Origin of the sequence: Kribbella aluminosa, from assembly GCF_017876295.1 — a bacterium.
Lineage (GTDB): Bacteria > Actinomycetota > Actinomycetes > Propionibacteriales > Kribbellaceae > Kribbella > Kribbella aluminosa.
The window spans coordinates 3307761-3330223 of the sequence record NZ_JAGINT010000001.1; the positions used below are offsets into that span (position 1 = coordinate 3307761).

Consider the following 22463-nt stretch of genomic DNA (forward strand, 5'->3'; position numbering starts at 1 on the left):
TGCCGCCGGGCGCGACGACTACCGGATCCGGCTGGACCGTCAGCGCTCCGTAATCTGCCGTCTTTGAGAAGCCACCAACCAGGCGGACCGTCGCGAAATGGTTGGCAGCTTCTCAAAGACGGTGGGGGCGAGGTGATCGAATGGGGCCGTGGAGATCTCCTGGGTGCTGCTCGCGGTGGGGGCCTTGTTGCTGCTGTTCGGCGCCTACGCGAGCTGGACCGCGGGGCGACTGGACCGGCTGCACCACCGCGTCGAGCTGGCCCGAGCCGCCCTGGAGACCGAACTTGCCCGGCGTTCCGCGCTGGTCGCGGAGCTGGCCGGCAGCGAGGTTCTGGACCCGGCGTCGGCGCTGCTGCTGCTCGACGCGGCACACCGGGCCCGCGCCGCCTCGCTGGTCGCGGTCGAGGCACACGAGCAGGCCGAGTCCGCGCTGACCCGGGCGATCCATGCCACCGGCACCGATATCGAGCCGTGGGCGGGGGAGCTGAGCCTCGCGATGCGCCGCGTTCAGCTGGCCCGCCGGTTCCACAACGACGTCGTGGTGTCGACCCGCGACCTACGCCACCGCCGCCTGGTCACCTGCTTCCGCCTCGCGGGCCACGCCCCACTACCAACCACCATCGAACTGGAAGACGGCAGCTAGCCGTTTTCCCGCCCCTCGTTCCGCTCGGGGCGGGAGAGAGGAAAGCTACGCCGGCTGGTGGGGGCTTGGGGTGCTGGTGCGTCGTATGCGGGCTGCGACAGCGCGGACGAGTTCGATCAGGATGATGCCTACCGCGCCCATCGCCAGGGCGCCGAGGGCCCGGCGGGGGCTCACCTCCAGCAGGAAGATGCCGTTGCCGATCGCCGGCACGAGTACGGCGACCGCCGCCAGCGCCGCCATCGCCGCGACCAGCCCCGCCTTCCAGAGCCGGAACGGCCTGGCCTGGATCGACAACGTCCACAACGAGACGACCAGTACGACGATGGTCGTGACGGTGCGGGCCTCCGCGACCGAGGCGCCCGGATCGAACACCCGCACCAGCCAGTATCCGGTGAACGCGCACGTCGCCGTCACCACACCCACAGGTACGGCGAACCGCAGTACGCGACCCAGGAACCCGGGGACGTAGCGCCGTTTGTTCGGCCCGATCGCGAGGAAGAACGCCGGGATGCCGATCGTCAGGTTCGAGATCAGGGTCAGCTGGATCGGCGCCAGCGGGTACGCGACCATCGTGGTCGCCGTGATCACGGTCAGCAGCAGCGAGTACACGTTCTTCACCAGGAACAGGCTCGCGGCCCGCTCGATGTTCGCGATCACCCGCCGGCCCTCGGCGACCACGTCCGGCAGGTGCCGGAACTGCCCGTCGAGCAGTACCAGCTGCGCGACCGCCCGGGTCGCCGCCGAACCGTTGCCCATCGCAACACCGATGTCCGCGTCCTTCAGCGCGAGCGCGTCGTTCACGCCGTCGCCGGTCATCGCGACGACGTGCCCGCGCCGCTGCAGCGCCGCGACCATCGCCCGCTTCTGCTGCGGGCTGACCCGCCCGAACGCCGACGACTCGTCCAGTACGGCGGCCAGCTCGTCGAGGTCCTCGGGCAACGTCCGCGCATCGACGGCGTCCTCGGCACCGTTGACTCCCGGTACGCCGACCGCGGCGGCGACCGCGCCGACCGTCCGCGGGTTGTCGCCGGAGATCACCTTCAGCTCGACGCCCTGCTCGGTGAAGTACCGCATCGTCGGGGCCGCGTCGTCCCGGATCCGCTCGGCGAGTACGACGAGGGTCACCGGTACGAGCCTCCCGGGCAGCTGGCCGTCGTCCTGCGCCGTACCGCGGGCCAGGACGAGCACCCGCCGGCCCTGCGCGGCGATCTCGTCGGCCTGCGCGCGGGCGTCCGCGGTGGCCGGATCGGTGGTGTCGATCAGGACCATCTCGGGGGCGCCGAGCACCCACGTGTCGGTTGCCGTCGTCACCGATTGCCACTTGCGCGCGGAGGAGAACGGGACCCGCGCGAGTGCGGTCATGGACGTGTCGGCGTACGACGCCGTGATCGCCCGGCCGGTGGCGTTCGGGGTGTCGCTGACGGCGGCCAGCGCGAGCGCTTCCTCGGTACGGCCGTCCGCGCTCAGCGGGACCAGCCGGTCGAGGACGATCTCGCCGCTGGTCAGCGTGCCGGTCTTGTCCAGGCAGACCACGTCCACGCGGGCGAGACCTTCGACCGCGGGGAGTTCCTGGACGAGCGTGTCCCGCCGGGCCAGCGTGATGATCGCCAGCATGAACGCCAGCGACGTCAGCAGCACCAGCCCTTCGGGGATCATCCCGACCAGGCCGGCGACCGTACCGGTGACGGCCTCCTGCCAGCTGTGGTTGTCCTTGCTGCGGAACTGTGCCCAGAGCAGCAGCGGGCCGACGACCAGCAGGATCAGCGAGATCCGGCGGAGCAGCAGCGTGGTGCCGGCGACGAGCTCGGACTTGGTGACCTGGTAGCGGCGGGCCTCGGCGGCGAGCTTGGCGGCGTACGTCTGCGAGCCGACCGAGGCCGCGGTGAAGTCGCCCTCGCCGGCGACCACGATCGCGCCGGAGCGGACCTCGTCGCCGGGGCGCTTGTGCACCGGGTCGGACTCGCCGGTCAGCATCGACTCGTCCAGTTCGAGGCCTTCGGAACGCAGTACCGGTCCGTCGGCGGGGACCTGGTCGCCGCTGCCGATCCGGACCAGGTCGTCCTGGACGACGTCGGCGATCCCGACCTCCTGGACCGCGCCGTCGCGGACCACCCGGACGTGCGTGACGTTGAGCAGCGCGAGCCTGTCCAGGGTCCGTTTGGCGCGCACCTCCTGGAAGATGCCGATGCCGGAGTTCGTCAGGATCACGAAGCCGAACAGGGCGTTCTGCCAGCTGCCGGTGGCGATCACCGCGACCAGGAGCGTGCCGAGCAGCCCGTTGAAGAACGTGAACACGTTGGCGCGGACGATCTGCCCGAACGTCCGGCTGGTCCGTACCTGCACCGCGTTCGTCCGGCCGTCCGCGACCCGCTCCGCGACCTCCGCGGCGGTCAGCCCACTGCCCATTGGGACATCCTTCTCGGTAGCGGCGGCGGTGCGGACCAGCGTACCGGTGTGATGGCGGCGTACGGCGCATTCAATGGGCTTGAATGGGCACGTGATGTCGGCGGACGGGTTTGCGGAACGGGCCGAGCGGTACCGGCACGAGCTGCGTGTGCACTGCTACCGGATGCTCGGGTCGTTCGACGACGCGGAGGACGTGGTCCAGGAGACGCTGCTGCGGGCGTGGCGCGGCCGGGAGAGCTTCGAGGGACGCTCGTCGCTGCGGGCCTGGTTGTACCGGATCGCGACGAACGTGTGCATCGACGACGTACGACGGCCGCAGCGGGTGCTGCCGTACCAGCTGGAGCCTGCGTCGTTCCCGGCGACGGCGCTACCTCCGCGGGAGGACGTGCCGTGGCTGCAGCCGTTCCCCGACGTACTGCTCGACCGCTCCGAGGAGCCGGACGCGACGGTGATCCGGCGGGAGACGATCGAGCTGGCGTTCCTGATCGCGATCCAGCACCTGCCACCACGGCAGCGCGCCGTCCTGATATTCCGCGACGTCCTCGGCTGGTCCGCCCGGGAGACCGCCGCCGTCGTCGACCTGTCGGTGGCAGCGGTCAACTCGGCCCTCCAACGAGCCCGCCCGGTACTGCGTGAACACCTACCACCCCACCGCTCCGAATGGACGGCCCGCGACACGTCCGACGACGAACGCGAACTCCTGGCCCGCTACGTCACCGCCTGGGACAACGCCGACCCCGACGCCCTGGCCGCCCTCATGCACGAAGACGTCCGCATCACGATGCCGCCGTACCCGTTCTGGTTCCAGGGCCGCGACGACGCACTGCGCTCGCTGATCCCCAACTTCGATGGCCGCTGGCGATTTCACCCGACCACTGTCAACCGCCAGCCGACATTGGCCGCCTATCTCCGACGTCCCGGCGGAACCGAATACCAATTGTCCGCGCTGGACGTTTTCCGCCTCGAGTCGGGCCGCATTGCCGAGATCACCGCCTTCGAGACCACCGATTACCGGCTCTACGGACTACCCGGGATTCGTCGGCCGTGACTAATCGAGCCTGCTGCGGCCCTTGGCCACGCGGGCGGCTTTGCGGCCGGACACGGAGCGGCCGTTCTCCATTGCGGCATTCACGTCCATGTTGGCGCGCCTCGTCCGACGGTCATCGCTGCTCGGCTTCGCCGGTTTTGCGGCCTTCTTCGCTTCTTTGGCCGCGTCCTTCGCCTTCTGAGCGTCTCTTGCCTGCCGTTCCTCGATGGTTCCTGGCAGTGGACCCTTTCCCCTGCCCTCACTAAACCCCGGTGTCTGCCTGCCGTAGTTGGCCATGTTTAGCCTCCGAATGTCGGTGACGGAACGCAGTCAACATATCGGCGCGAGAGGTCACCGTTTGCTGGAGATTCACGGAGAGTTAGCTGCGGTTGGACCATTTTCGGATCGGTCCCGGCGATACCCCGCACCGGCGGGCTGGAATTGGTCTGCTACTTCGCGTCCGCGTAGATCTGGACGGTAGCGGTGGTGAAGGCGAAGTTGGTGGGGGTGGGGCCGAAGGTGAGGGTGCCGGCGAGGTCGCCGGCCTTTTGGATGGTCTCGGCGACCTGGTCGGCTTCGTCGGCGGGGCAGTGGACGATGACCTCGTCGTGCTGGAAGAAGACCAGCTCCGCCTTCAGCGGGGTCAGGGACTGGCGGAGGGCCGCCAGGAGCAGCAGGGCCCAGTCGGCGGCGCTGCCCTGTACGACGAAGTTCCGGGTGAAGCGGCCGCGGGCGCGGGCGTGCCGCGGGTCCGTGGCGGGTACGTCCGCAGGCGGTCCCTCGAGGAGGGGCCTCGTCGAGCGGGTGGCCGCTCGGTGGGCAGGTACGGCCGAGGTACGTGCGGACCAGTCGCCCGTCCTCACCCGCCCGTGCCGCGTCGTCGACGTACCCGACCGCCTGCGGGAACCGCTTCCGCAGCATCGCCAGGTTCTTCAGCCCGTCGCCCGAGGTCTGCCCGTAGATAGCGCCCAGTACGGCGATCTTGGCCTGCGCGCGGTCGCCGGAGAACGCCCGGTCCGACACCGCCTTGTAGAGGTCGCCCGGATCGCTCGCGACCTCCATCAGCGCCCGGTCCCGCGAGATCGCGGCCAGCACCCGCGGCTCGAGCTGCGAGGCGTCCGCGACCACCAGCCGCCACCCGGGATCCGCGACCACCGCCCGCCGGATCACCTTCGGGATCTGCAGCCCGCCGCCGCCGTTGGTCACCCAACGACCCGACACCGTCCCGCCGGGCAGGAACCCGGGCCGGAACCGCCCGTCATGGACCCAGTCGTTCAGCCAGCTCCACCCGTTCGCCGTGTAGATCCGGTACAGCGTCTTGTACTCCAGCAGCGGCGCGACCGCCGGATGGTCCAGCTGCTCGAGCTCCCACTTCCGCGTCGACTTCACCTGGTACCCGGCCTGCTTGAACGCCTTCAGTACGTCGGCCGGCAGCTCCGGCCGCACCCGGTGCCCGAACGCCGCCGAGATCTCGTCGGCGAGCTCGGTCAGCCGGCGCGGCTCACCGGACCCGGCGAACCGCTCGCCGAGCAGCTCGCTCAGCAGCGCCCGGTGCGCGTCCGCGCTCCACGGCAGCCCGGCCAGGTCCATCTCGGCGGCGATCAGCATCGCGGACGATTCCGATGCCGTGAGCAACCGCATGCGCTCCGGGTACTCGGCGAGACCGTGCCGCCGGAGCTGGTCGGCGTACACCTTCAGCAGCGCCCCGAACGGGACCGGCTCCGCGGCGATCTCGAACAACGACGACTGCTCACCCGGTACGACGGCGCGCAGCGGCGGGTCGGCCGGGATCGGGCCGCCGCTCAACCGGCCCCACGCGGCCGCCGCGGACCGTGGCTCTCCGAGCCGGCCCTCGTGGCCGAGCAGCAGGCCTTCGGAGTTCTCGATGTCGTAGCACCGCTCCACCCGCACACCGGCCGCGAGCAGCCGCGGGTAGATCTCCGCCGTCGACCGCCACACCCACCGCGCCACCTGCGGCCGCGACGCCACCGCCGCCACCAGATCCGGCTCCTGCACCACGTCCCCGGCAGGCTGCCCGTCCGGATGCAACGCGACCACCATCGCGCCCCCACCCTCACCCGGCGCGATCGCCCACCTCTCGTCCACCCCCAAATCCTCACACCCCGCACCGACAATCCCCGCACCGACAATCCCCGCACCCGCCGTCTTTGAGCATCCACCAACCGTTTCCGCGGCCGGGATCTGGTTGGTGGGTGCTCAAAGTCGGGCTGTAAGGCCAGTTGTGGGAAGCTGGACTTATGTGGCGGGTGGGGGACCTGGATACGGCGGACGGGACGAAGACCGAGCAGGTCGAGGGGTTGGTACTGCGGCGGATCGAGCGCGGCGACCTGTCGATCGGGTCGCGGCTGCCGTCGGAGCGGGTCCTCGCGGAGCGGCTCGGCGTCAGCCGGGTGACCGTCGTCCGCGCGCTGGAGAACCTGCGGCAGGACGGCGTACTGGAGACGAAGCGGGGCTCCGGGACCGTCGTACGTCCGCTCGACCGTCTGCTGGACCCGGTGGCGCCGGCGTCGACGGTGACCGCGGGGGACCGGCCGGTCCTGGACCTGCGCTTCGCGACGACCGCCGCACCGCACGACGTGGCGGAGGCGGCGGCGCAGATCGTCCAGGACGGGTTGCCGCAGGCGATGGGAGGGGACGGGCCGCCGCCAGGTGGTTCCCAGGAGCTGAGGGCTGCGCTGGCCGAGCGGCTCACGAAGGAGGGTGTTCCTACCGAGCCGGAGCAGCTCACGTTGACGGTGGGAGCAGCAGCGGGTCTTAACGCGGCCCTGGCCGGATTGGACCTTGGGCCTGGTGTGGCCATCACCGAGACACCGACGTACCCGGCTGCGTTCGATCTGCTGCGTAAGTTTCGGCTGGACGTGGCGGGGTGGCCGGCCGGGGTGTGGGACACCGATCAGCTGGCGCATCTGTGCCGGCGGCATCGGCCGAAGGTGATCTATCTGCAGGCGGACAATCACAACCCGACGGGTTTGAGTCTGCCTGCCGACCGCCGGCAGGCCGTGGTCGAGATCGCGCGCAGGTACGGCGCGGCTCTGATCAGTGACGAGACCATGCGGCCGCTTTGGCTGGCGAACGGGAAGCAGGCCGAGCCGCTGAGCCGATATCCCAGAACTGTGAGCGTGGGCTCGCTGTCGAAGACCGTCTGGGGTGGGCTGCGGGTCGGGTGGGTCAGGACCGGGAAGCAGCTGCGGCGGCGGATCAACACCGCGGCTCAGTTGAGTGTCGCGTCGCCCAGTGCGTTGGACGATCTGCTGGCGCAGGCGATCGTTCCCAAGCTCGACAAGGTGATCGGGCGGCGGCGGACGCGGCTGCGGGCCAACCTGAACGCTCTCGAGACCGGACTGCGGACGTTGGACGGTGTGGCCTGGGCCACGCCGACCGGCGGTATGACGCTCTGGCTGGAGCTGACCGAGACCAGGGCGCGGCGGGTGCTGGAGGCAGCCCGGGAGCGGTCGTTGCTGCTCGGGGCCGGTGACCTGTTCACGCCGGACGCGACCGACCGCCGGCACATCCGCATCCCGTTCACCGCGCCGCCGGCGACGCTCCGGCTGGTGGTCGCCCGGCTGGGGGAGGCGCTTCAGTCCACTTGATCCGGAGTGGACTGATGTTGAGTGCCCGACACCTCCTAATCTGGACATGAGCCCCACGTTCAGGAGGATGCAGTGACCGAGAACCAGACGCCCGAGACCGGTACTTCGAAGGTGAAGCGCGGCATGGCGGAGATGCTCAAGGGCGGCGTGATCATGGACGTCGTCACCGCCGAGCAGGCGAAGATCGCCGAGGACGCCGGCGCGGTCGCGGTGATGGCGCTGGAGCGGGTCCCGGCCGACATCCGCGCGCAGGGCGGCGTCTCCCGGATGAGCGACCCGGACATGATCGACAGGATCATCAGCGCGGTCTCGATCCCGGTGATGGCCAAGGCCCGGATCGGTCACTTCGTCGAGGCGCAGGTGCTGCAGAGCCTCGGGGTGGACTACATCGACGAGTCCGAGGTGCTGACCCCGGCCGACTACGCGAACCACATCGACAAGTGGCAGTTCACCGTGCCGTTCGTGTGCGGCGCGACCAACCTCGGCGAGGCGCTCCGCCGGATCACCGAGGGCGCGGCGATGATCCGCTCCAAGGGCGAGGCCGGCACCGGAGACGTCTCCAACGCGACCACCCACATGCGCCAGATCCGCCAGGAGATCCGCAAGCTGCAGAACCTTCCGGAGGACGAGTTGTACGTCGCCGCGAAGGAGCTGCAGGCGCCGTACGAGCTGGTCAAGGAGGTCGCGCAGGCCGGCAAGCTGCCCGTCGTACTGTTCACCGCCGGCGGTATCGCGACCCCGGCCGACGCCGCGATGATGATGCAGCTCGGCGCCGAGGGCGTGTTCGTGGGCTCCGGCATCTTCAAGTCCGGCAACCCGGCCCAGCGCGCCGAGGCGATCGTGAAGGCAACCACCTTCCACGACGACCCGGACGTGATCGCCAAGGTCTCCCGCGGCCTGGGCGAGGCGATGGTCGGCATCAACGTCGACGAGATCCCGCAGCCGCACCGCCTCGCCGAGCGCGGCTGGTAAGGCTGATCAACGGGGCATTCCGGCTCGTGTCGCCGCCGGCGGCATGAGCCGCGCGGCGCGAGCCGTGGTGGTCGGTTAACGTCGGGGCGTGTTGCTGCCTGAATCGTCGGTGCCGGGGGCGGATCTGCCTGTCCGGGCGGTTCTGCCTGCCACGGTCGATGCGGTGCGTTCGCACGGTACTGCGGTGTTGGTCGCGCCGCCTGGATCGGGGAAGACCTCGCTGTTGCCGCTTGCGCTGGGCGATGCGCTCGGGGGCACGGTCATCGTCGCCGAGCCGCGGAGGATGGCAACCCGCGCGGCGGCGACCCGGCTGGCGATGCTGGTCGGCGAACCGCTCGGGCAGCGGATCGGCTACGCGATGCGCGGCGAACGCAGCGGCGGCAAAGGTTTGCGCGTCGAAGTGGTGACGACCGGGCTCCTGGTACGGCGTCTGCAGCAGAACCCGGAGTTGCCCGGTGTCGCCGCGATTGTGATCGACGAGTGCCACGAGCGGCACCTCGACGCCGATCTGCTGCTCGCGTTCTGCGTCGACATCCGGGCGAATCTTCGGGACGACCTGGCGATTGTCGCGACCTCGGCCACGCCGGACACCATCAGACTGAGTCGCGCGTTGGGCACGGCTCCTGTGATCACCGCGTCTGCCGCGCTGTTCGACGTGGCGATCGATTGGGCCCCACCACCGGTCCCCGTGCCGCTGCTCCCCGGTGGGCGGGTCGACCCACGCCTGCTCGATCACGTCGCGACCGTCGTACGGCGGGCACTGACCGAGAACGACGGCGACATCCTCGTGTTCGTCCCGGGGGAGGCCGAGATCAACGGTGTGACCCGCCGGTTGGCCGGTGAGAATGTCCTGCCGTTGTTCGGTCGCCAGTCCAGGGCTGAACAGGAGCGCGCGTTGACGCCGGCCGCCACCCGTCGGATCGTGGTTACGACGTCGGTCGCGGAGAGTTCGCTGACGGTGCCCGGGGTCAGGGTTGTGGTCGACGCGGGTCTTGCCCGGGAGCCGCGGACCGATCAGTCCCGTGGCCTGGGCGCATTGGTCACCTGCCGGGTTTCGAAGTCGTCGGCCGACCAGCGAGCGGGTCGTGCCGGGCGGGAGGCGCCTGGCCGGGTCTATCGGTGCTGGTCTGCCACCGACCACTCGCATCTCGACGATCATCCGGCGCCGGAGATCGCGATCGCCGATCTGGCCGCCTTCGCCCTCGACCTCGCGGCGTGGGGGGCGCCGGCCGGCGACGGTCTGACCTTGCTCGAGGAGCCGCCGGCAGTGGCGATGACCGCGGCCACCGAACTGCTGCGCCGCCTCGACGCCCTGGACGACGGCGGCCGGATCACCGAGCGGGGACGGCGGATGGCGGCGATCGGGGCGCATCCTCGGTTGGCCCGTGCGTTGCTGGACGGTACGCCGCGGGTCGGCGCCGACCGGGCACGCGAGGTCGTCGCGATGCTCTCGGACGACTCCGGCCGCGACTTCGGCGACGATCTACCGGCCCGCTGGCGAGCCCTCCGCCGCGGCGAGGACCGCGGAGCCACGGCCCGCTGGCGAGAAGAGACGAAGCGCCTCGGCCGAGGAACGGCGACCGGTGACCCGATGAGTGGGGATGGAGTGCGGTCGGCGGTCGGCCGGGGTACGACGACCGGCGGCCGGGTGCCCGTCGTACCGGATGATCTTGCGGCGGGGATCGTGGTGGGGCTGGCGTATCCGGATCGGATCGCGCGGGTCCGGGGGGCCGACTCGACGACGTACCAGATGTCTGGTGGTACGGGTGCCGCGCTGGATCCGCAGTCGCCGTTGCGGACCACGACCTGGCTGGCGATCGCGGTTGCCGACCGCGCACCCGGTCGCGCCGACGCCAGGATCCGTTCCGCGGCACCGATCGACGAGCGGACCGCGCGAGACATCGCCGGCGACCTCGTCTCGACCACCGACCAGATCCGCTGGGACGACGGCCGGATCGTGACGCGGCGCGTCGAGGCACTCGGCGCGATCGTGCTCAACGACGTCCCGCTGGCAAAGCCCGACCGGCTGCTCGTCCAAGCTGCCGTCCGCGACGGTATCCGGCGTAGCGGCCTGTCCGTACTGCGCTGGTCGGAGGCCGCGCTCGCCCTGCGGGAGCGGCTCGCGTTCTGCCACGCTCACCTCGGAGTCCCGTGGCCTGCGGTCGACGACGAAGCACTGCTGGCCGACCTGGACGGATGGCTGGGTACCGAGCTCGCCTCGGTGCGAGGCGCGCGCGATCTTGCCCACATCGACGTGGCTTCGGCACTCCGGCGACTACTGCCATGGCCCGCGGCAACCCGGTTCGGCGAACTCGCACCGGAACGGCTCCGGGTCCCCTCGGGCTCCGAGGTCCGACTCGCGTACGACGGTGCCGAGCCGCCGGTCCTCGCAGTGAAGCTGCAGGAAGTATTCGGCTGGACTGCCACTCCGGCCGTCGCGGACGGTCGAGTCCCCGTCGTTCTGCACCTGCTGTCGCCCGCACGGCGCCCGGTCGCGATCACGAGCGACCTCGCCTCTTTCTGGAAGCAGGGCTATCCCCAGGTCCGAGCCGACCTGCGAGCCCGCTACCCCCGCCATCCGTGGCCGGAGGATCCACTCACCGCCCTCCCGACCAAGCGACCAAAACCTCGCCGGTGAACCGAGCCACCTGGCTCGTGTCTGCGCACTGTCTGCGGACTGTCTGCGCCGGGCGCGATGGGTCAGGAGTCTCGCAGCAGTAGGCGTTCGGTAGCTGCGATGATGAGGTCGGCGACCTGGTCGGCCGGCAGGCCGCGCCCGGTGTAGAGCTGGTCGAAGAACTCGAATCCGGTGACCGCCCACAGGAGGTGGGTGGCGTCGGTGGTGGTCAGGCCGGGACGCAGGAAACCCTGGTCGGCCAGCCGCTCGGCGTGTACCACCAGGCCGGCGGCGCGGTCCTCGGCCATCCGATCGATGACGCCGTCAACCGCCTCCCGGTCCAGCGTCGCCAGCGAGTAGAGCACCCGCAGCACCTCGCGGTGCTCGGCGAAGATCGGTACGGCGGTGCGAATCGACTCTCGCAGTGCCTGCAGGGCATCGCCTGTGTCGCTGGCGACGCGATCGAATCCACCGCGGTGGCGAAGGTCGTCGCCGAGCGCGTTGAACAGCCCGGCACGGGAACCGAACACCAGGTAGACCGTCGAACGCGACACCCCGGCCATCGCCGCGATCCGCTCGACGCTGACCGGCTCCGTCGGCGCCTCCCGCAGCCGTTGGTAGAGCGCATCGAGTACGTCGCGGCGGGTCTGCTCGGCAGCATCCGCCCGCATCCGCTGCTCGTACTTCCGGCCGGCCATGACGTCGGATCCTAGCTTTCGCTTGACAGCAAGTCCAGTCAAAGACACGCTGTCCAGTGAAAGACATGATGTCCGATGAAATTGCGGAGCGAGGAGCGTTCATGGATCTGCAGCTGAACGGAAAACGTGCCCTGGTGACCGGCAGCTCCAGCGGGATCGGTCGCGCGATCGCGGTGGCGCTGGCTGCCGAAGGTGTCGCCGTTCTCGTTCACGGCAGGGACGCCGAGCGCGCGAAGGCCACCGCGGCCGCCATCGCCGGCGACGGCGGCGTCGCAGCGGTCGTGCTGGCCGACTTGACCCAGGAGGCCGAAACGCGACTGGTCGTCTCCGCGGTGGAGGCCTTCGGTGGCGTCGACATCCTGGTCAACAACGCCGCCGCGACCGGCCGGGACGAGGGGTGGCTGGCCGGCGGTGCCGACCAGTGGCTCCACCTCTACAACGCCAACGTGGCATCCGCGGTACGGCTGATCGGCGCGCTGACCCCGGCAATGCGTACTGCCCGATGGGGCAGGGTCATCCAGATCGGCAGCGCCGCGCATCCCTACCCGCTGCCGATGAAGGCCGCCTACAGCGCCACCAAGGCCGCCCTGTCCAACCTCACCGTCAGTCTGTCCAAGGAGCTGGCCGGCACCGGCGTCACCGCCAACACCATCAGCCCCGGCCCTGCACTGACCGACGGGTTTCGTGACCTTGTACTCGCCTTCGCCCGGCAGCACGGTATGGCGGACGACATCGATGCAGCTACCCGCACGCTGATCGCCGGCCCGCTGGCCAACCCCTCGGACCGCCTCGTCCGGCCCCACGAGATCGCCGCGCTGACTGCGCTGGTGGCAAGCCCACTCAGCGGATCCGTCAACGGAGCCAACCTGCGCATCGACGGCGGGTTCACGCCGACGGTCAACTAGCCCGGAGCGCACCGGAGACCCGGTCGTCGGCTGCGCGCCGATGATCGGGTCTCGACGTTTTCGAGCAGCTATCCGCTTGTCCGGAGGTCACGAAATGGGATCGGATTCGGCGCGTCGGTCGCGGTGCTGGTGAAGGACGGTAAGCGTGGGGTCGTGCATTGCAGAAGGCGTTCAGGGCTGGTCGGCCGCCGGTCGTCGCCCCCAGGACTCGCCGTCCCGAGGCTTGACGCCGAACGACTTTGGTCAAGACAATGCGTAATTATCTCGGGCGGCTGTACGGCCGAGTGTGCGCCCTGCTGCCGATCGTGTGGCTGGAACGTGGGGTGGGCGAGCACCTTCGGGAATCTAATGAGAAGAGGCAGGACCAAATGAGCGAGACCAGCAAGATCGGACGACGGGGTTTCCTGCGGGGGAGTCTGGCGGCGGCTGCGGTGCTTCCCCTCGGCGGAACACTCGCCAGTTGCGCGACCGGTGGCAACAGCAGCAACAACAACTCGCAGCAGGGCGGGACGAAGAGCGCGAGCAACCCGTTCGGCATGGCGGACAAGTCGACCGTCGACGCGGTGATCTTCAACGGCGGTTACGGCTACGACTACGTGACGTTCGCGGCCAGCATCGTGCAGCAGAAGCAGTCGGGCTCGACCGTCAAGGTCTCCCCGTCGACGCAGATCGCCCAGCAGTTGCAGCCGCGCTTCGTCGGCGGCAACCCGCCGGACCTGATCGACAACTCCGGTGCGAACCAGATCGGCTTCAACACGATCCTGGACCAGCTGGAGACGCTGGACGACGTCTTCGAGGCCAACAACTACGAGGGCAAGAAGATCGCCGACACCCTGTACCCGGGAGCCAAGAAGCCCGGTACCTTCGACGGCAAGTTCGTCGCGATGAACTACGTGCTCACCCTCTACGGCCTGTGGTACTCCGACAGCCTGTTCAAGGCCAACGGGTGGACCACGCCGAAGACGTACAACGATCTGCTCGACCTCGGCGCCAAGGCCAAGGCCAAGGGCAAGTACCTGTTCGTCTGGGGCAAGGAAGCCGCCACCTACTACCACACGATGGCCGTCGACGGCGCGATCAAGGAGGGTGGCGACGAGGTCCGGCTGGCGCTGGAGAACCTCAAGGCGAACTGCTGGTCGATGCCGCAGTTCCAGGGCATCTTCAAGGCCATGGAGACCATGGTCAAGAACGGGTACTTCGTCCCCGGTGGCGCCGGCACCCAGTTCACCGCCGCCCAGGCGAAGTGGAGCAACGACCAGCAGGCGATCCTGTACCCGTCGGGTTCCTGGATCGAGAACGAGATGAAGAAGGCCACCAAGACGGGCTTCGACATGAAGGGCATCCCGGAGCCCACGCTGACCGCCAGCCCGAAGCTGCCGTGGGAGGCGCTGCGCAGCGCGGCCGGTGAGCCGTTCATCGTGCCGTCGAAGGGCAAGAACGTTGCTGGCGGCAGGGAGCTGCTGCGGGCCATGCTGTCCAAGGACGCGGCGACCAACTTCGCCAAGACGCGGCTGGCGCCGACCATCGTCAAGGGCCTGGTGCCCGCGGACGGTTTCGGTTCGACCGCCCTGCAGTCGCAGACGCAGATGCTGGACGCGGCCGGCACGAACGTCTTCGACTACCAGGTCTTCGGCCTGTACGGCATGAACACCGACCAGCTGGTGGTGTGGAACTCGTTCCTGTCCGGCCAGCTCGACGCGGCCGGCCTGACGAAGGGCCTGCAGCAGATCACCGACAAGGTGCGCAACGACAGCTCGGTCAAGAAGATTCCGGTCACCAAGTGACCATGACGCAAGATGTCGTGACGGAGGGCGGACCCAAGCGGTCCGCCCGCCGGCGCCGCCGCCCGCTGACCTTCGACCGGGTCAGCTTCATGGTCGTGTTCCTCGGCCTGCCACTGGCGGTCTTCGTGATCTTCGTGGTCTCGCCGTTCGTGCAGGCGCTGTGGTACTCGCTGACCGACTGGTCGGGTTTCAGCTCGGGAATGAACTTCGTCGGCTTCGACAACTACGTCAAGCTGTTCCACGACGACATCTTCCTGAAGGCCGTCCGCAACAACGTCGAGCTCGCGATCGTCGTGCCGATCGTGACGATCGTACTGGCGCTGACGCTGGCGACGCTGGTGACGATCGGCGGCTCGGGCACCGGGACCGTCCGCGGGCTGCGGAACTCCGGCTACTACCGGATCGTCTCGTTCTTCCCGTACGTCATCCCCGCGATCGTGATCGGCCTGATCTGGGCGCAGGTGTTCACCCCGGCCTCGGGCATCCTGGACGCCATGCTCTCGAAGATCGGGCTGCACCAGTTCGAGAACTACGCGTGGCTCGGGGACGCGCGGACCGCGATGCCGGCCTCGATGTTCGTGATGGTCTGGGGTTTCGTCGGCTTCTACATGGTGCTGTTCATCGCCGCCATCCGGGGCATCGACCCTGAGGTGTTCGAGGCTGCCCGGATCGACGGCGCCGGCCGGTTCCGTACGGCGGTGTCCCTGGTGCTGCCGTTGATCCGCGACAACGTGCAGACGGCGTACGTCTATCTGGGCATCGCCGCCCTCGACGCCTTCGTCTACATGCAGGCGCTGAACCCGGGCGGCGGCCCGCAGAACTCGACGCTGGTGATGCCCCAGCAACTGTTCACCACGGCCTTTACCAAGGGGCAGTTCGGTTACTCCACGGCGATGGGCGTGATCCTGGCCGCCGTGACGATGCTGTTCGCGCTCCTGGTCTTCCTGGTGAACGCCCTGACCGGCGGACGTGAGCGGAAGGTACGCAGATGACGACGACCGCCGACGGAGCAGAAGTGGTTGCCCCGTCCCGCGCTCAGGGCACGGGGAAACGGGAGGGCAAGGGTGTCGCCACGACTGCCCACATCGCCCTGATCCTGTGGTCGCTGCTGGTGATCCTGCCGCTCGTGTGGACGCTGCTGTCCTCGTTCAAGTCGACGCAGGAGGTCCTGGGCAACCCGCTGTCGCTGCCGGGCAAGCTGCGGTTCAGCAACTACGCCAACGCCTGGACGACAGCCGGCATCGGTCGGTACTTCGTGAACACGGTGGTCGTCGTCGGTGTCGCGCTGGTGCTGGTGATGGTCCTCGGCGCCATGTGTGCGTACGTACTGGCCAGGTTCACGTTCCCCGGCAACCGGCTGATCTACTACTCGATGCTGGGCGGTCTGACGTTCCCGGTCTTCCTGGCGATCGTGCCGCTGTTCTTCGTACTGAAGAATCTCTCGCTGCTGAACACCCTTCCAGGGTTGATCATCACGTACGTCGCGTTCGCGCTGCCGTTCACCGTCTTCTTCCTGCACTCCTTCTTCAAGGCGTTGCCGGGCGAGGTGTACGAGGCGGCGCAGATCGACGGGGCCGGGGAGTGGCGCTCGTTCTTCTCGGTGATGTTGCCGATGGCGCGGCCGGGCATGGCCTCGGTTGCCATCTTCAACTTCCTGGGGTTGTGGAACCAGTTCCTGCTGCCCGTTGCCCTGAACACCAACTCGAACAACTACGTGCTCTCGCAGGGCATGGCGTCGTTCGCGTCGCAGGCCGGTTATGCGGTGGACTTCGGCGCGTTGTTCGCGGCCGTGGTGATCACCGTGGCGCCTGTTCTGGTCGTCTACATCATCTTCCAGCGCCAGCTGCAGGTCTCCGTGACCGCCGGAGGTGTCAAGTAGCAGGGTAGGGCAGGTCTCCCGACACCTGCCCTGGACTACGCTGGGCGGTATGCACGTCGACGAGCGGACCGCCCGGGAACTGCGCGGCCTGGCCCGCGTGCTGGTGCGGTCCGGGTACGCGGACCATGCGGGGATCACGGCCGCGCTGACCGAGGCGGTCCAGGAGGACGCGCCGTCGATGGACGCGACCGCGCTGGTACCGCTGCTGCTCGGCGAGGCCGTGATGGACCTGAACCAGGAGGCCGTCGGCTGGCCCGCGATCACGGATCCGGATCGGCTCGACGACGTCCTCGGCGAGCTGGCTGCCCTGGGCCTGGTGGTGGTCCGGTACACGACCGACCACCACATCGCCCGGAAGGCGCTGGAGTCCGCGGACGACCCGCGGGGTCTGGTGTTCTTCACCGACACCGACGTCTGGCACGCGGTCGACTTCGGGATGCTGGAGCTGAAGCTCTGGCATCCCGACACCGCCAACGTCGCGCCCGGTGAGCCGCTGCTGGAGGACGTGCTCGCACTCCTGCACCAGCACGACCTCCCCGCGGTCTTCGACGAGGGCCGTATCGAGGTCACACTCAACTGGCAACGGAGAGTGAACCTGTGACGGCTATCGGTGTGTTCGCGTTGCAGGGCAATGTGCGGGAGCACCTCGCGATGCTGACCGAGGTGGGTGTCGACGCGGTTCCGGTACGGCGGCCCGCGGAGCTCGCGCGGGTCGACGCGCTGGTGCTGCCGGGTGGCGAGTCGACGACGATGGACAAGCTGGCTCGGTCGTTCGAGCTGTTCGAGCCGCTGCAGAAGCGGATCGCCGACGGGATGCCGGTGTTCGGGACCTGCGCCGGGATGATCATGCTCGCGGACGAGATCACCGGCGGGATCAGCGGTCAGGAGACGCTCGGCGGGCTGGACGTGACGGTCCGGCGGAACGCGTTCGGGCGGCAGGTGGACTCGTTCGAGGCGGACCTCGAGTTCGCCGCCTTCGACACGCCGTACCACGCCGTATTCATCCGTGCACCGTGGGTGGAGCGGGTCGGACAGGACGTGGAGGTACTCTCGACGGTGAGGTCGGGCCCGGCCGCGGGTAGGATCGTCGCGGTTCGCCACGATCGGCTGCTGGCCACGTCGTTCCATCCGGAGATGACCGGGGACGCCAGGCTGCACGGCTACTTCGCCGAGCTGGTCCGCGGCCTTTAGACGTTCGCAGCGGTAAGAAGGGTTGGATCGCCATGTCAGGCCACTCCAAATGGGCCACCACGAAGCACAAGAAGGCCGTCATCGACGCGAGGCGCGGCAAGCTCTTCGCGAAGCTGATCAAGAACATCGAGGTGGCCGCCCGGATGGGCGGCGGTGACCCTGGCGGGAACCCGACCCTGTACGACGCCATCCAGAAGGCGAAGAAGACCTCGGTCCCGAACGACAACATCGACCGCGCGGTCAAGCGCGGCTCCGGTGCCGAGGCGGGTGGCGCGGAGTACCAGACGATCATGTACGAGGGGTACGGCCCGAACGGCGTGGCGATGCTGGTCGAGTGCCTCACCGACAACCGGAACCGGGCCGCCGCGGACGTCCGTACGGCGATGACGCGGAACGGCGGATCCCTCGCCGACCCGAACTCGGTCGCGTACCTGTTCAACCGCAAGGGCGTCATCGTGCTGAACAAGGAGCAGGACGGTAGGTCCTTGTCCGAGGACGACGTGATGGAGGCCGTCCTGGAGGCCGGCGCCGACGAGGTGAACGACCTCGGCGACTCCTGGGAGGTCGTCACCGAGGCCACCGACATGGTCGCGGCCCGGACCGCGCTGCAGGACGCCGGCATCGACTACGAGTCCGCCGACGTCCAGTTCGTCCCGTCGATGACGGTGGAACTGGACGCCGACGGCGCCGGCAAGATCTTCCGCCTGATCGACGCTCTCGAGGACAGCGACGACGTCCAGAACGTCTACGCCAACTTCGACGTCTCCGACGAAATCATGGCCGAGGTCGGCTGATCACCTCACCCAACGCACCCCGCACGGTGAACCCGTCCGCGGTCGTCCGCACGTCCTGCGCCGGACGGGCGCGATCACACTGAAGTTCGCCTGACGCGGCGGGCGGGCAGGCCCACCGCGCCAGGCGGTTCAGCTGGCTCAGCGAACGGCGTACGCGTCGGTGACGGTCTGTGTGACCTTCGCCCCGTGCGAGTCGGTGAGCTCGACACGTAGCGAGACCTGCTTGCCGGTGTCACCGGAGTGGTTCACGACCAGGTCGGCACCGGTCCTGGTGAGACGCGTGCTGCCCTCGGTCCAGGTGGTGCCGTTGTCGACGGACGTCCAGACCTTCGCCGCGGTCAGCGCGCCCGCGTTGTACCCCGGGTTGGCGTCGAAGCGCGCCGGGATCGTCACGCCGCCGGCCGCGACCGTCTTGAGCCCGTCGGCCGACAGGCCCAGCCGCGGCATCAGCAGCGGCAGCGCGCGGCTGAACACGGTCGGCTCCTGGTGCGAACGGAACGCCCACGTCGTGGTCGTCGACACCGAACGCGTCCAGATCTTCGCCGGCGCACCGATCTTCGTCGTGTTCAGCGTCAGCTCGTACGCCGCGTCGTCGGCCGGGACCGTGAACACGCCCGCGGGCCACCCGGTGTCGCCGAGCGAGACGCCGTTCCGCTTGAGCTCGAGGTTGCCCAGGTCGCCGAAGCCGCCCTGGTCGGCCCAGTGGCCTGCGCTGTCCGCCCACATCGTCGGGGCGAAGCCCATCAGCTCGCCCTGACGTTCGGCGATCAGCTGCGGAGCGCCGTCGGTACCGGCACGGACCCCCGGCGCGACCACGCCGCCGTACCAGCTGTCCGTGACGTTCTGCCCCGGCCTGAAGGTGCGGTACCGGTCGCTCATCACCTCGCCCCACGGCATGCTCGAGATGATCGACTTGAACCACGACGTGCCGTCCGCGGTCAGGTACTCGGTGCGCGCGCTCGGCACCGCGACCGGGTCGATGCCGCCGACCGCGAACGCCACACCGGTCGGCCGCAGCGCCGAGGTCATGTCCCCGAAGTTCGTCTTCGCACCCATGCTGTTGTACGTCGCGGTGATCCGGCCGAGCGACTCGTCCGTGACGTTGTGCCGCTGCGCCGTGGTCAGCTGCTTGAGGTTGAAGAAGCCGAGCGTGTAGGCGTACGGCGTACTCGCCGAAGCCGACCAGGTCAGCGTGACGGCACGAGCCGCGAGCTTCGCCGCCAGCGCGGCGCCCTGCGTGTTCGGCAGGCTGTAGACCGGGAGGGGGTTCGGCGCGAAGCCCACCGACGGCAGCCAGTTGTAGGCGTCGTCGCGGTAGAGCAGCAGTGCCTTGACGCCGGCCCTGGCCGCAGTCGTCTGAACACTGGAGTCGCTGGCGCCGGCTGCGAGATGGACCAGCGCGACCTTGCCGCCGGCGTTGGCCAGTTCGGCTGCGCTGCCTGCACCGCCGTCGACCAGTTGGGCGCTGCCCTTGCCGTCCAGGTTGCTGACACCGGCCTGCGGCGCCGCGGGCGTCAAGGTGAGGCCGTCGGTGGTCTGCATCGAGGAGACGATCGGGGCGATCCGGTGTGTCCAGTGCCCGAACTCGAACGATCCGTCGCCCTTGGCAACCGTCCCGGTGACGTCCGCGTAGACCTCCTTGGTGAGCGAGTTCGTGGTCATCGAACCGCTGTGCAGCCAGGACGTCGGCCACTGCCGCTCGAAGGTCAGCGTGGTCGACTGCAACTGCGAGGGCCGTTGTGTCGCGACGGTCAGCGGATGCGCCTGCCGTGCGTCCAGCACGATTGCGGTGTCGCGGGTGATCATCAGCTCCGGACGGGCCAGGTAGCTGACCGATGCGGGTGCCGCGCTGCTCGGTGCGCCGGCCTGCGGCGTCAGGGCGTAGGCGCCGAGGTAGTACCGCCCCGGCCGTACCTGGAACACCTGCTCGGCCGCGCCGGAGTTGAACCGCCGCTCACCGCTCGCGATGTCGGTGTTGATCAGATCGACCGACGACGAACCGGTCGCGGCGTTGCCGTTGCGGTCGATCAACGAAACCTTGACCGACACCGTGGCCGGCTGCAGGTACAGGTTGAACGAAGTGGACACTCGCTGGCCGTTGCTGGTGGCAACGATCCGCGCGGTCACGTCACCGAGCGCCGACGGGGCCAGCTTCTGTCCGGGCCGGACGGTCACCGGCACGGTCGCGGTCGACTTCGCCGGTACGACGATGTGCTCCGGGACCCGGACGACCGGGGCGTTCAGTGCGCGCCCGTCGTTGCCGGTCAGGTGTTCCACCGACAGCCGGAGGTAGACCGGGACCGAGCCGCTGTTCGTGTAGGTGAGGCCGACGGTCTTGTCGGCGGTTCCCGTCTGCGGCCACGCGTACGTACCGCCGTACACCGACGACGGACCGGTGACCTTCGTGGTCAGCAGTCTGGCGATGTCGAGCCGCCCGGCGCCGACCTCCTGTACGTCGCCCGGGATGTTCGGGTCGGCCGACGACACGAGCAGGTTCTTCAGTTGCGCGCCGGTCAGCGACGGGTTCGCCTGCTTGGCGATCGCGGCGGCACCGGAGACGTGCGGCGTCGCCATCGACGTACCGGACATCGTCTGGTAGGCGTAGACGCCGCGGCCGCCGGCGTTGGCGGCGAGGATCGCGACACCGGGTGCTGCGATCTCAGGCTTCTCGACGTGCGTACCGGCGACCGGGCCGCGGCTGGAGAAGTACGCGGTCGCGTCCTTCGAGTCGACCGCGCCGACGGTCAGCGCTTCGGGCGCGCAGCCCGGGCTGGAGACCGTACCCGGGCCGGCGCCCATGTTGCCGGCGGCAATCACGAACAGGCTGCTGCTGGAGTTCGAGAGGCGGGTCACGGCCTGCGCGATCGGGTCGTCACAGGTGGTCGCGGGGACCGGCGAGCCGAGGCTCATCGAGATCGCGTCGGCCTTGTTGTCGACCGCCCACTGCATGCCGGCGATGATCTCCGACTCGGACCCGGTGCCGTCGTCGCCGAGCACCTTGCCGACCAGCAGCCTGGTCCCGGGAGCGACGCCGCGCTCCTTGCCGTGGCTCTCCGCGCCGCTGCCGGCGATCGTCGAGGCGACGTGCGTACCGTGGCCGATCTTGTCGTCGGTCCCGTACGCCGACCCGGTGAAGTCCTTCGTCTGCGCGATCCTCCCGGCCAGGTCCGGGTGCCCGGCGTCCACGCCGGTGTCCAGGACCGCGACCGTCGAACCGGTGCCGTCGAGCCCGGCCTTCCAGGCGACCGGCGCACCGACCTGCGCGGTCGAGTCCGCGAGGGTCGGCTTCAGTGCGCGGTCCAGCCAGAGCTTCGTGATCCCGCGCCCGGACCGCGACGTGGTGCTGGTGAGCTCGGCGAACGCGGCGTGCGCCTGCTCCTTGCTGACCGGGTAGGCCACCGAGCTGACCGCGGGCAGCGCCCGCGCGGCCTCGGTCGCGCCGGTCGGGGTGGGCGTCGCGGCGAGCGCCGTCCGTGCGGTGGCGCCGTACTGCGCGATCACCGGGATGGTCTGCTGGCGCGCGTCGTCGTACCCCTGGGCGACCAGACCGGTCACGTCGAAGAACTCGGGGTCGACGAGGCCGGCCGACAATGCGCCGGCGGCCGACGACGGGTACACGTACACCCGGTCACCGGTGCGGGATGTCTCGTAGTCAGGCGTGATGCCGTCGGGGCCTGCCAGGAGCTGTACGACGGGCTGCCCGTCGCTGGTGCGGGTCAGCCGCGCCCGGTCGCCGGTGATCAGCGTGACGGTCGCGGACGGGCCGGCCGCGGCTGCCTTGGCGGAGCCGACGATCGGGCGGTTGTCGGCACTGCTCGCCGACGCGGGTGCGGAGAGGACGGTTGCGGCGCACAGAAGTACGCCGGCTGCGGCCACCGGATCACGCCATCTCGGGCGCATGGGGACCTCCAGGGTCGTCGGGCTCGAGGCCCGGGG

General features: G+C 69.4%; 17 protein-coding genes and 1 pseudogene. 12 read left to right on the top strand and 6 right to left on the bottom strand.

The features are described from left to right. The first annotated feature begins 148 nt into the window (after nucleotides 1-148). Complete coding sequence (locus tag JOF29_RS15835; RefSeq protein ID WP_307863370.1) at nucleotides 149-643, top strand: hypothetical protein; 495 nt, start codon at nucleotides 149-151, stop codon at nucleotides 641-643. Nucleotides 644-688: 45 nt separating this feature from the next. Here JOF29_RS15835 and JOF29_RS15840 read toward each other — a convergent pair whose 3' ends face one another. Further along, on the bottom strand, nucleotides 689-3049 hold the full coding sequence (locus JOF29_RS15840) for an HAD-IC family P-type ATPase (RefSeq protein ID WP_209694959.1): 2361 nt from the start codon (nucleotides 3047-3049) through the stop codon (nucleotides 689-691). Nucleotides 3050-3122: 73 nt separating this feature from the next. Here JOF29_RS15840 and JOF29_RS15845 point away from each other — a divergent pair, with 73 nt between their 5' ends. Next, complete coding sequence (locus JOF29_RS15845; RefSeq protein WP_245357613.1) at nucleotides 3123-4097, top strand: sigma-70 family RNA polymerase sigma factor; 975 nt, start codon at nucleotides 3123-3125, stop codon at nucleotides 4095-4097. Here JOF29_RS15845 and JOF29_RS15850 read toward each other — a convergent pair whose 3' ends face one another. The 3 genes and pseudogenes from JOF29_RS15850 to JOF29_RS15855 all read right to left on the bottom strand — a co-directional run. Further along, nucleotides 4098-4373, bottom strand: a complete 276-nt coding sequence (locus JOF29_RS15850; RefSeq protein WP_209694960.1) for a hypothetical protein — start codon at nucleotides 4371-4373, stop codon at nucleotides 4098-4100. 152 nt (nucleotides 4374-4525) lie between these two features. Then, nucleotides 4526-4939 carry a DNA polymerase gene (locus JOF29_RS45330; RefSeq protein ID WP_307863563.1) on the bottom strand — a complete coding sequence of 138 codons (414 nt, stop codon included), beginning with the start codon at nucleotides 4937-4939 and terminating at the stop codon, nucleotides 4526-4528. Beyond that, nucleotides 4929-6137: pseudogene (locus JOF29_RS15855) on the bottom strand (bifunctional 3'-5' exonuclease/DNA polymerase); the annotation flags it as partial. The pseudogene JOF29_RS15855 and the gene JOF29_RS45330, both read right to left, overlap by 11 nt. Nucleotides 6138-6334: 197 nt before the next feature. Between JOF29_RS15855 and JOF29_RS15860 the strand changes: the two are divergent. The 3 genes from JOF29_RS15860 (at nucleotide 6335) to hrpB (ending at nucleotide 11297) form a co-directional block, all read left to right on the top strand. After that, on the top strand, nucleotides 6335-7687 hold the full coding sequence (locus JOF29_RS15860; RefSeq protein WP_209694961.1) for an aminotransferase-like domain-containing protein: 1353 nt from the start codon (nucleotides 6335-6337) through the stop codon (nucleotides 7685-7687). A gap of 72 nt (nucleotides 7688-7759) precedes the next feature. Further along, a complete protein-coding gene (gene pdxS / locus JOF29_RS15865) occupies nucleotides 7760-8659 on the top strand; it encodes a pyridoxal 5'-phosphate synthase lyase subunit PdxS (protein WP_209694962.1) in 900 nt (299 codons plus the stop codon). Nucleotides 8660-8747: 88 nt separating this feature from the next. After that, a complete protein-coding gene (gene hrpB, locus JOF29_RS15870) occupies nucleotides 8748-11297 on the top strand; it encodes an ATP-dependent helicase HrpB (RefSeq protein WP_307863371.1) in 2550 nt (849 codons plus the stop codon). Between the two features lie 62 nt (nucleotides 11298-11359). On the opposite strand, the gene JOF29_RS15875 is transcribed toward hrpB, so the two are convergent. After that, the gene (locus JOF29_RS15875; RefSeq protein ID WP_209694963.1) at nucleotides 11360-11974 is read right to left on the bottom strand and encodes a TetR/AcrR family transcriptional regulator; all 615 of its coding nucleotides are present in this window, start codon (nucleotides 11972-11974) and stop codon (nucleotides 11360-11362) included. A 101-nt stretch (nucleotides 11975-12075) separates the two neighbouring features. On the opposite strand from JOF29_RS15875, the gene JOF29_RS15880 reads away from it, so the two are divergent. From JOF29_RS15880 to JOF29_RS15910, 7 genes are all read left to right on the top strand, one after another. Next, the gene (locus JOF29_RS15880) at nucleotides 12076-12879 is read left to right on the top strand and encodes an SDR family NAD(P)-dependent oxidoreductase (protein ID WP_209694964.1); all 804 of its coding nucleotides are present in this window, start codon (nucleotides 12076-12078) and stop codon (nucleotides 12877-12879) included. A 368-nt stretch (nucleotides 12880-13247) separates the two neighbouring features. Continuing rightward, the gene (ngcE, locus tag JOF29_RS15885; protein ID WP_209694965.1) at nucleotides 13248-14663 is read left to right on the top strand and encodes an N-acetylglucosamine/diacetylchitobiose ABC transporter substrate-binding protein; all 1416 of its coding nucleotides are present in this window, start codon (nucleotides 13248-13250) and stop codon (nucleotides 14661-14663) included. Between the two features lie 2 nt (nucleotides 14664-14665). After that, on the top strand, nucleotides 14666-15655 hold the full coding sequence (locus JOF29_RS15890) for a carbohydrate ABC transporter permease (protein WP_209694966.1): 990 nt from the start codon (nucleotides 14666-14668) through the stop codon (nucleotides 15653-15655). Then, nucleotides 15652-16542 (top strand): carbohydrate ABC transporter permease, encoded by an 891-nt coding sequence (locus tag JOF29_RS15895; RefSeq protein ID WP_209694967.1) that lies wholly within the window; start codon nucleotides 15652-15654, stop codon nucleotides 16540-16542. Before JOF29_RS15890 ends, JOF29_RS15895 begins: the two co-directional genes overlap by 4 nt. Before the next feature lie 49 nt (nucleotides 16543-16591). Continuing rightward, the gene (locus JOF29_RS15900; RefSeq protein ID WP_209694968.1) at nucleotides 16592-17143 is read left to right on the top strand and encodes a DUF6891 domain-containing protein; all 552 of its coding nucleotides are present in this window, start codon (nucleotides 16592-16594) and stop codon (nucleotides 17141-17143) included. Further along, a complete protein-coding gene (gene pdxT / locus JOF29_RS15905) occupies nucleotides 17140-17733 on the top strand; it encodes a pyridoxal 5'-phosphate synthase glutaminase subunit PdxT (protein WP_209694969.1) in 594 nt (197 codons plus the stop codon). Before JOF29_RS15900 ends, pdxT begins: the two co-directional genes overlap by 4 nt. Before the next feature lie 32 nt (nucleotides 17734-17765). After that, the gene (locus JOF29_RS15910) at nucleotides 17766-18527 is read left to right on the top strand and encodes a YebC/PmpR family DNA-binding transcriptional regulator (RefSeq protein ID WP_209694970.1); all 762 of its coding nucleotides are present in this window, start codon (nucleotides 17766-17768) and stop codon (nucleotides 18525-18527) included. Nucleotides 18528-18665: 138 nt separating this feature from the next. Here JOF29_RS15910 and JOF29_RS15915 read toward each other — a convergent pair whose 3' ends face one another. Next, nucleotides 18666-22427, bottom strand: coding sequence for a S8 family peptidase (locus tag JOF29_RS15915; protein ID WP_209694971.1), 3762 nt, complete (start codon nucleotides 22425-22427; stop codon nucleotides 18666-18668). Between the last annotated feature and the right edge of the window lie 36 nt (nucleotides 22428-22463).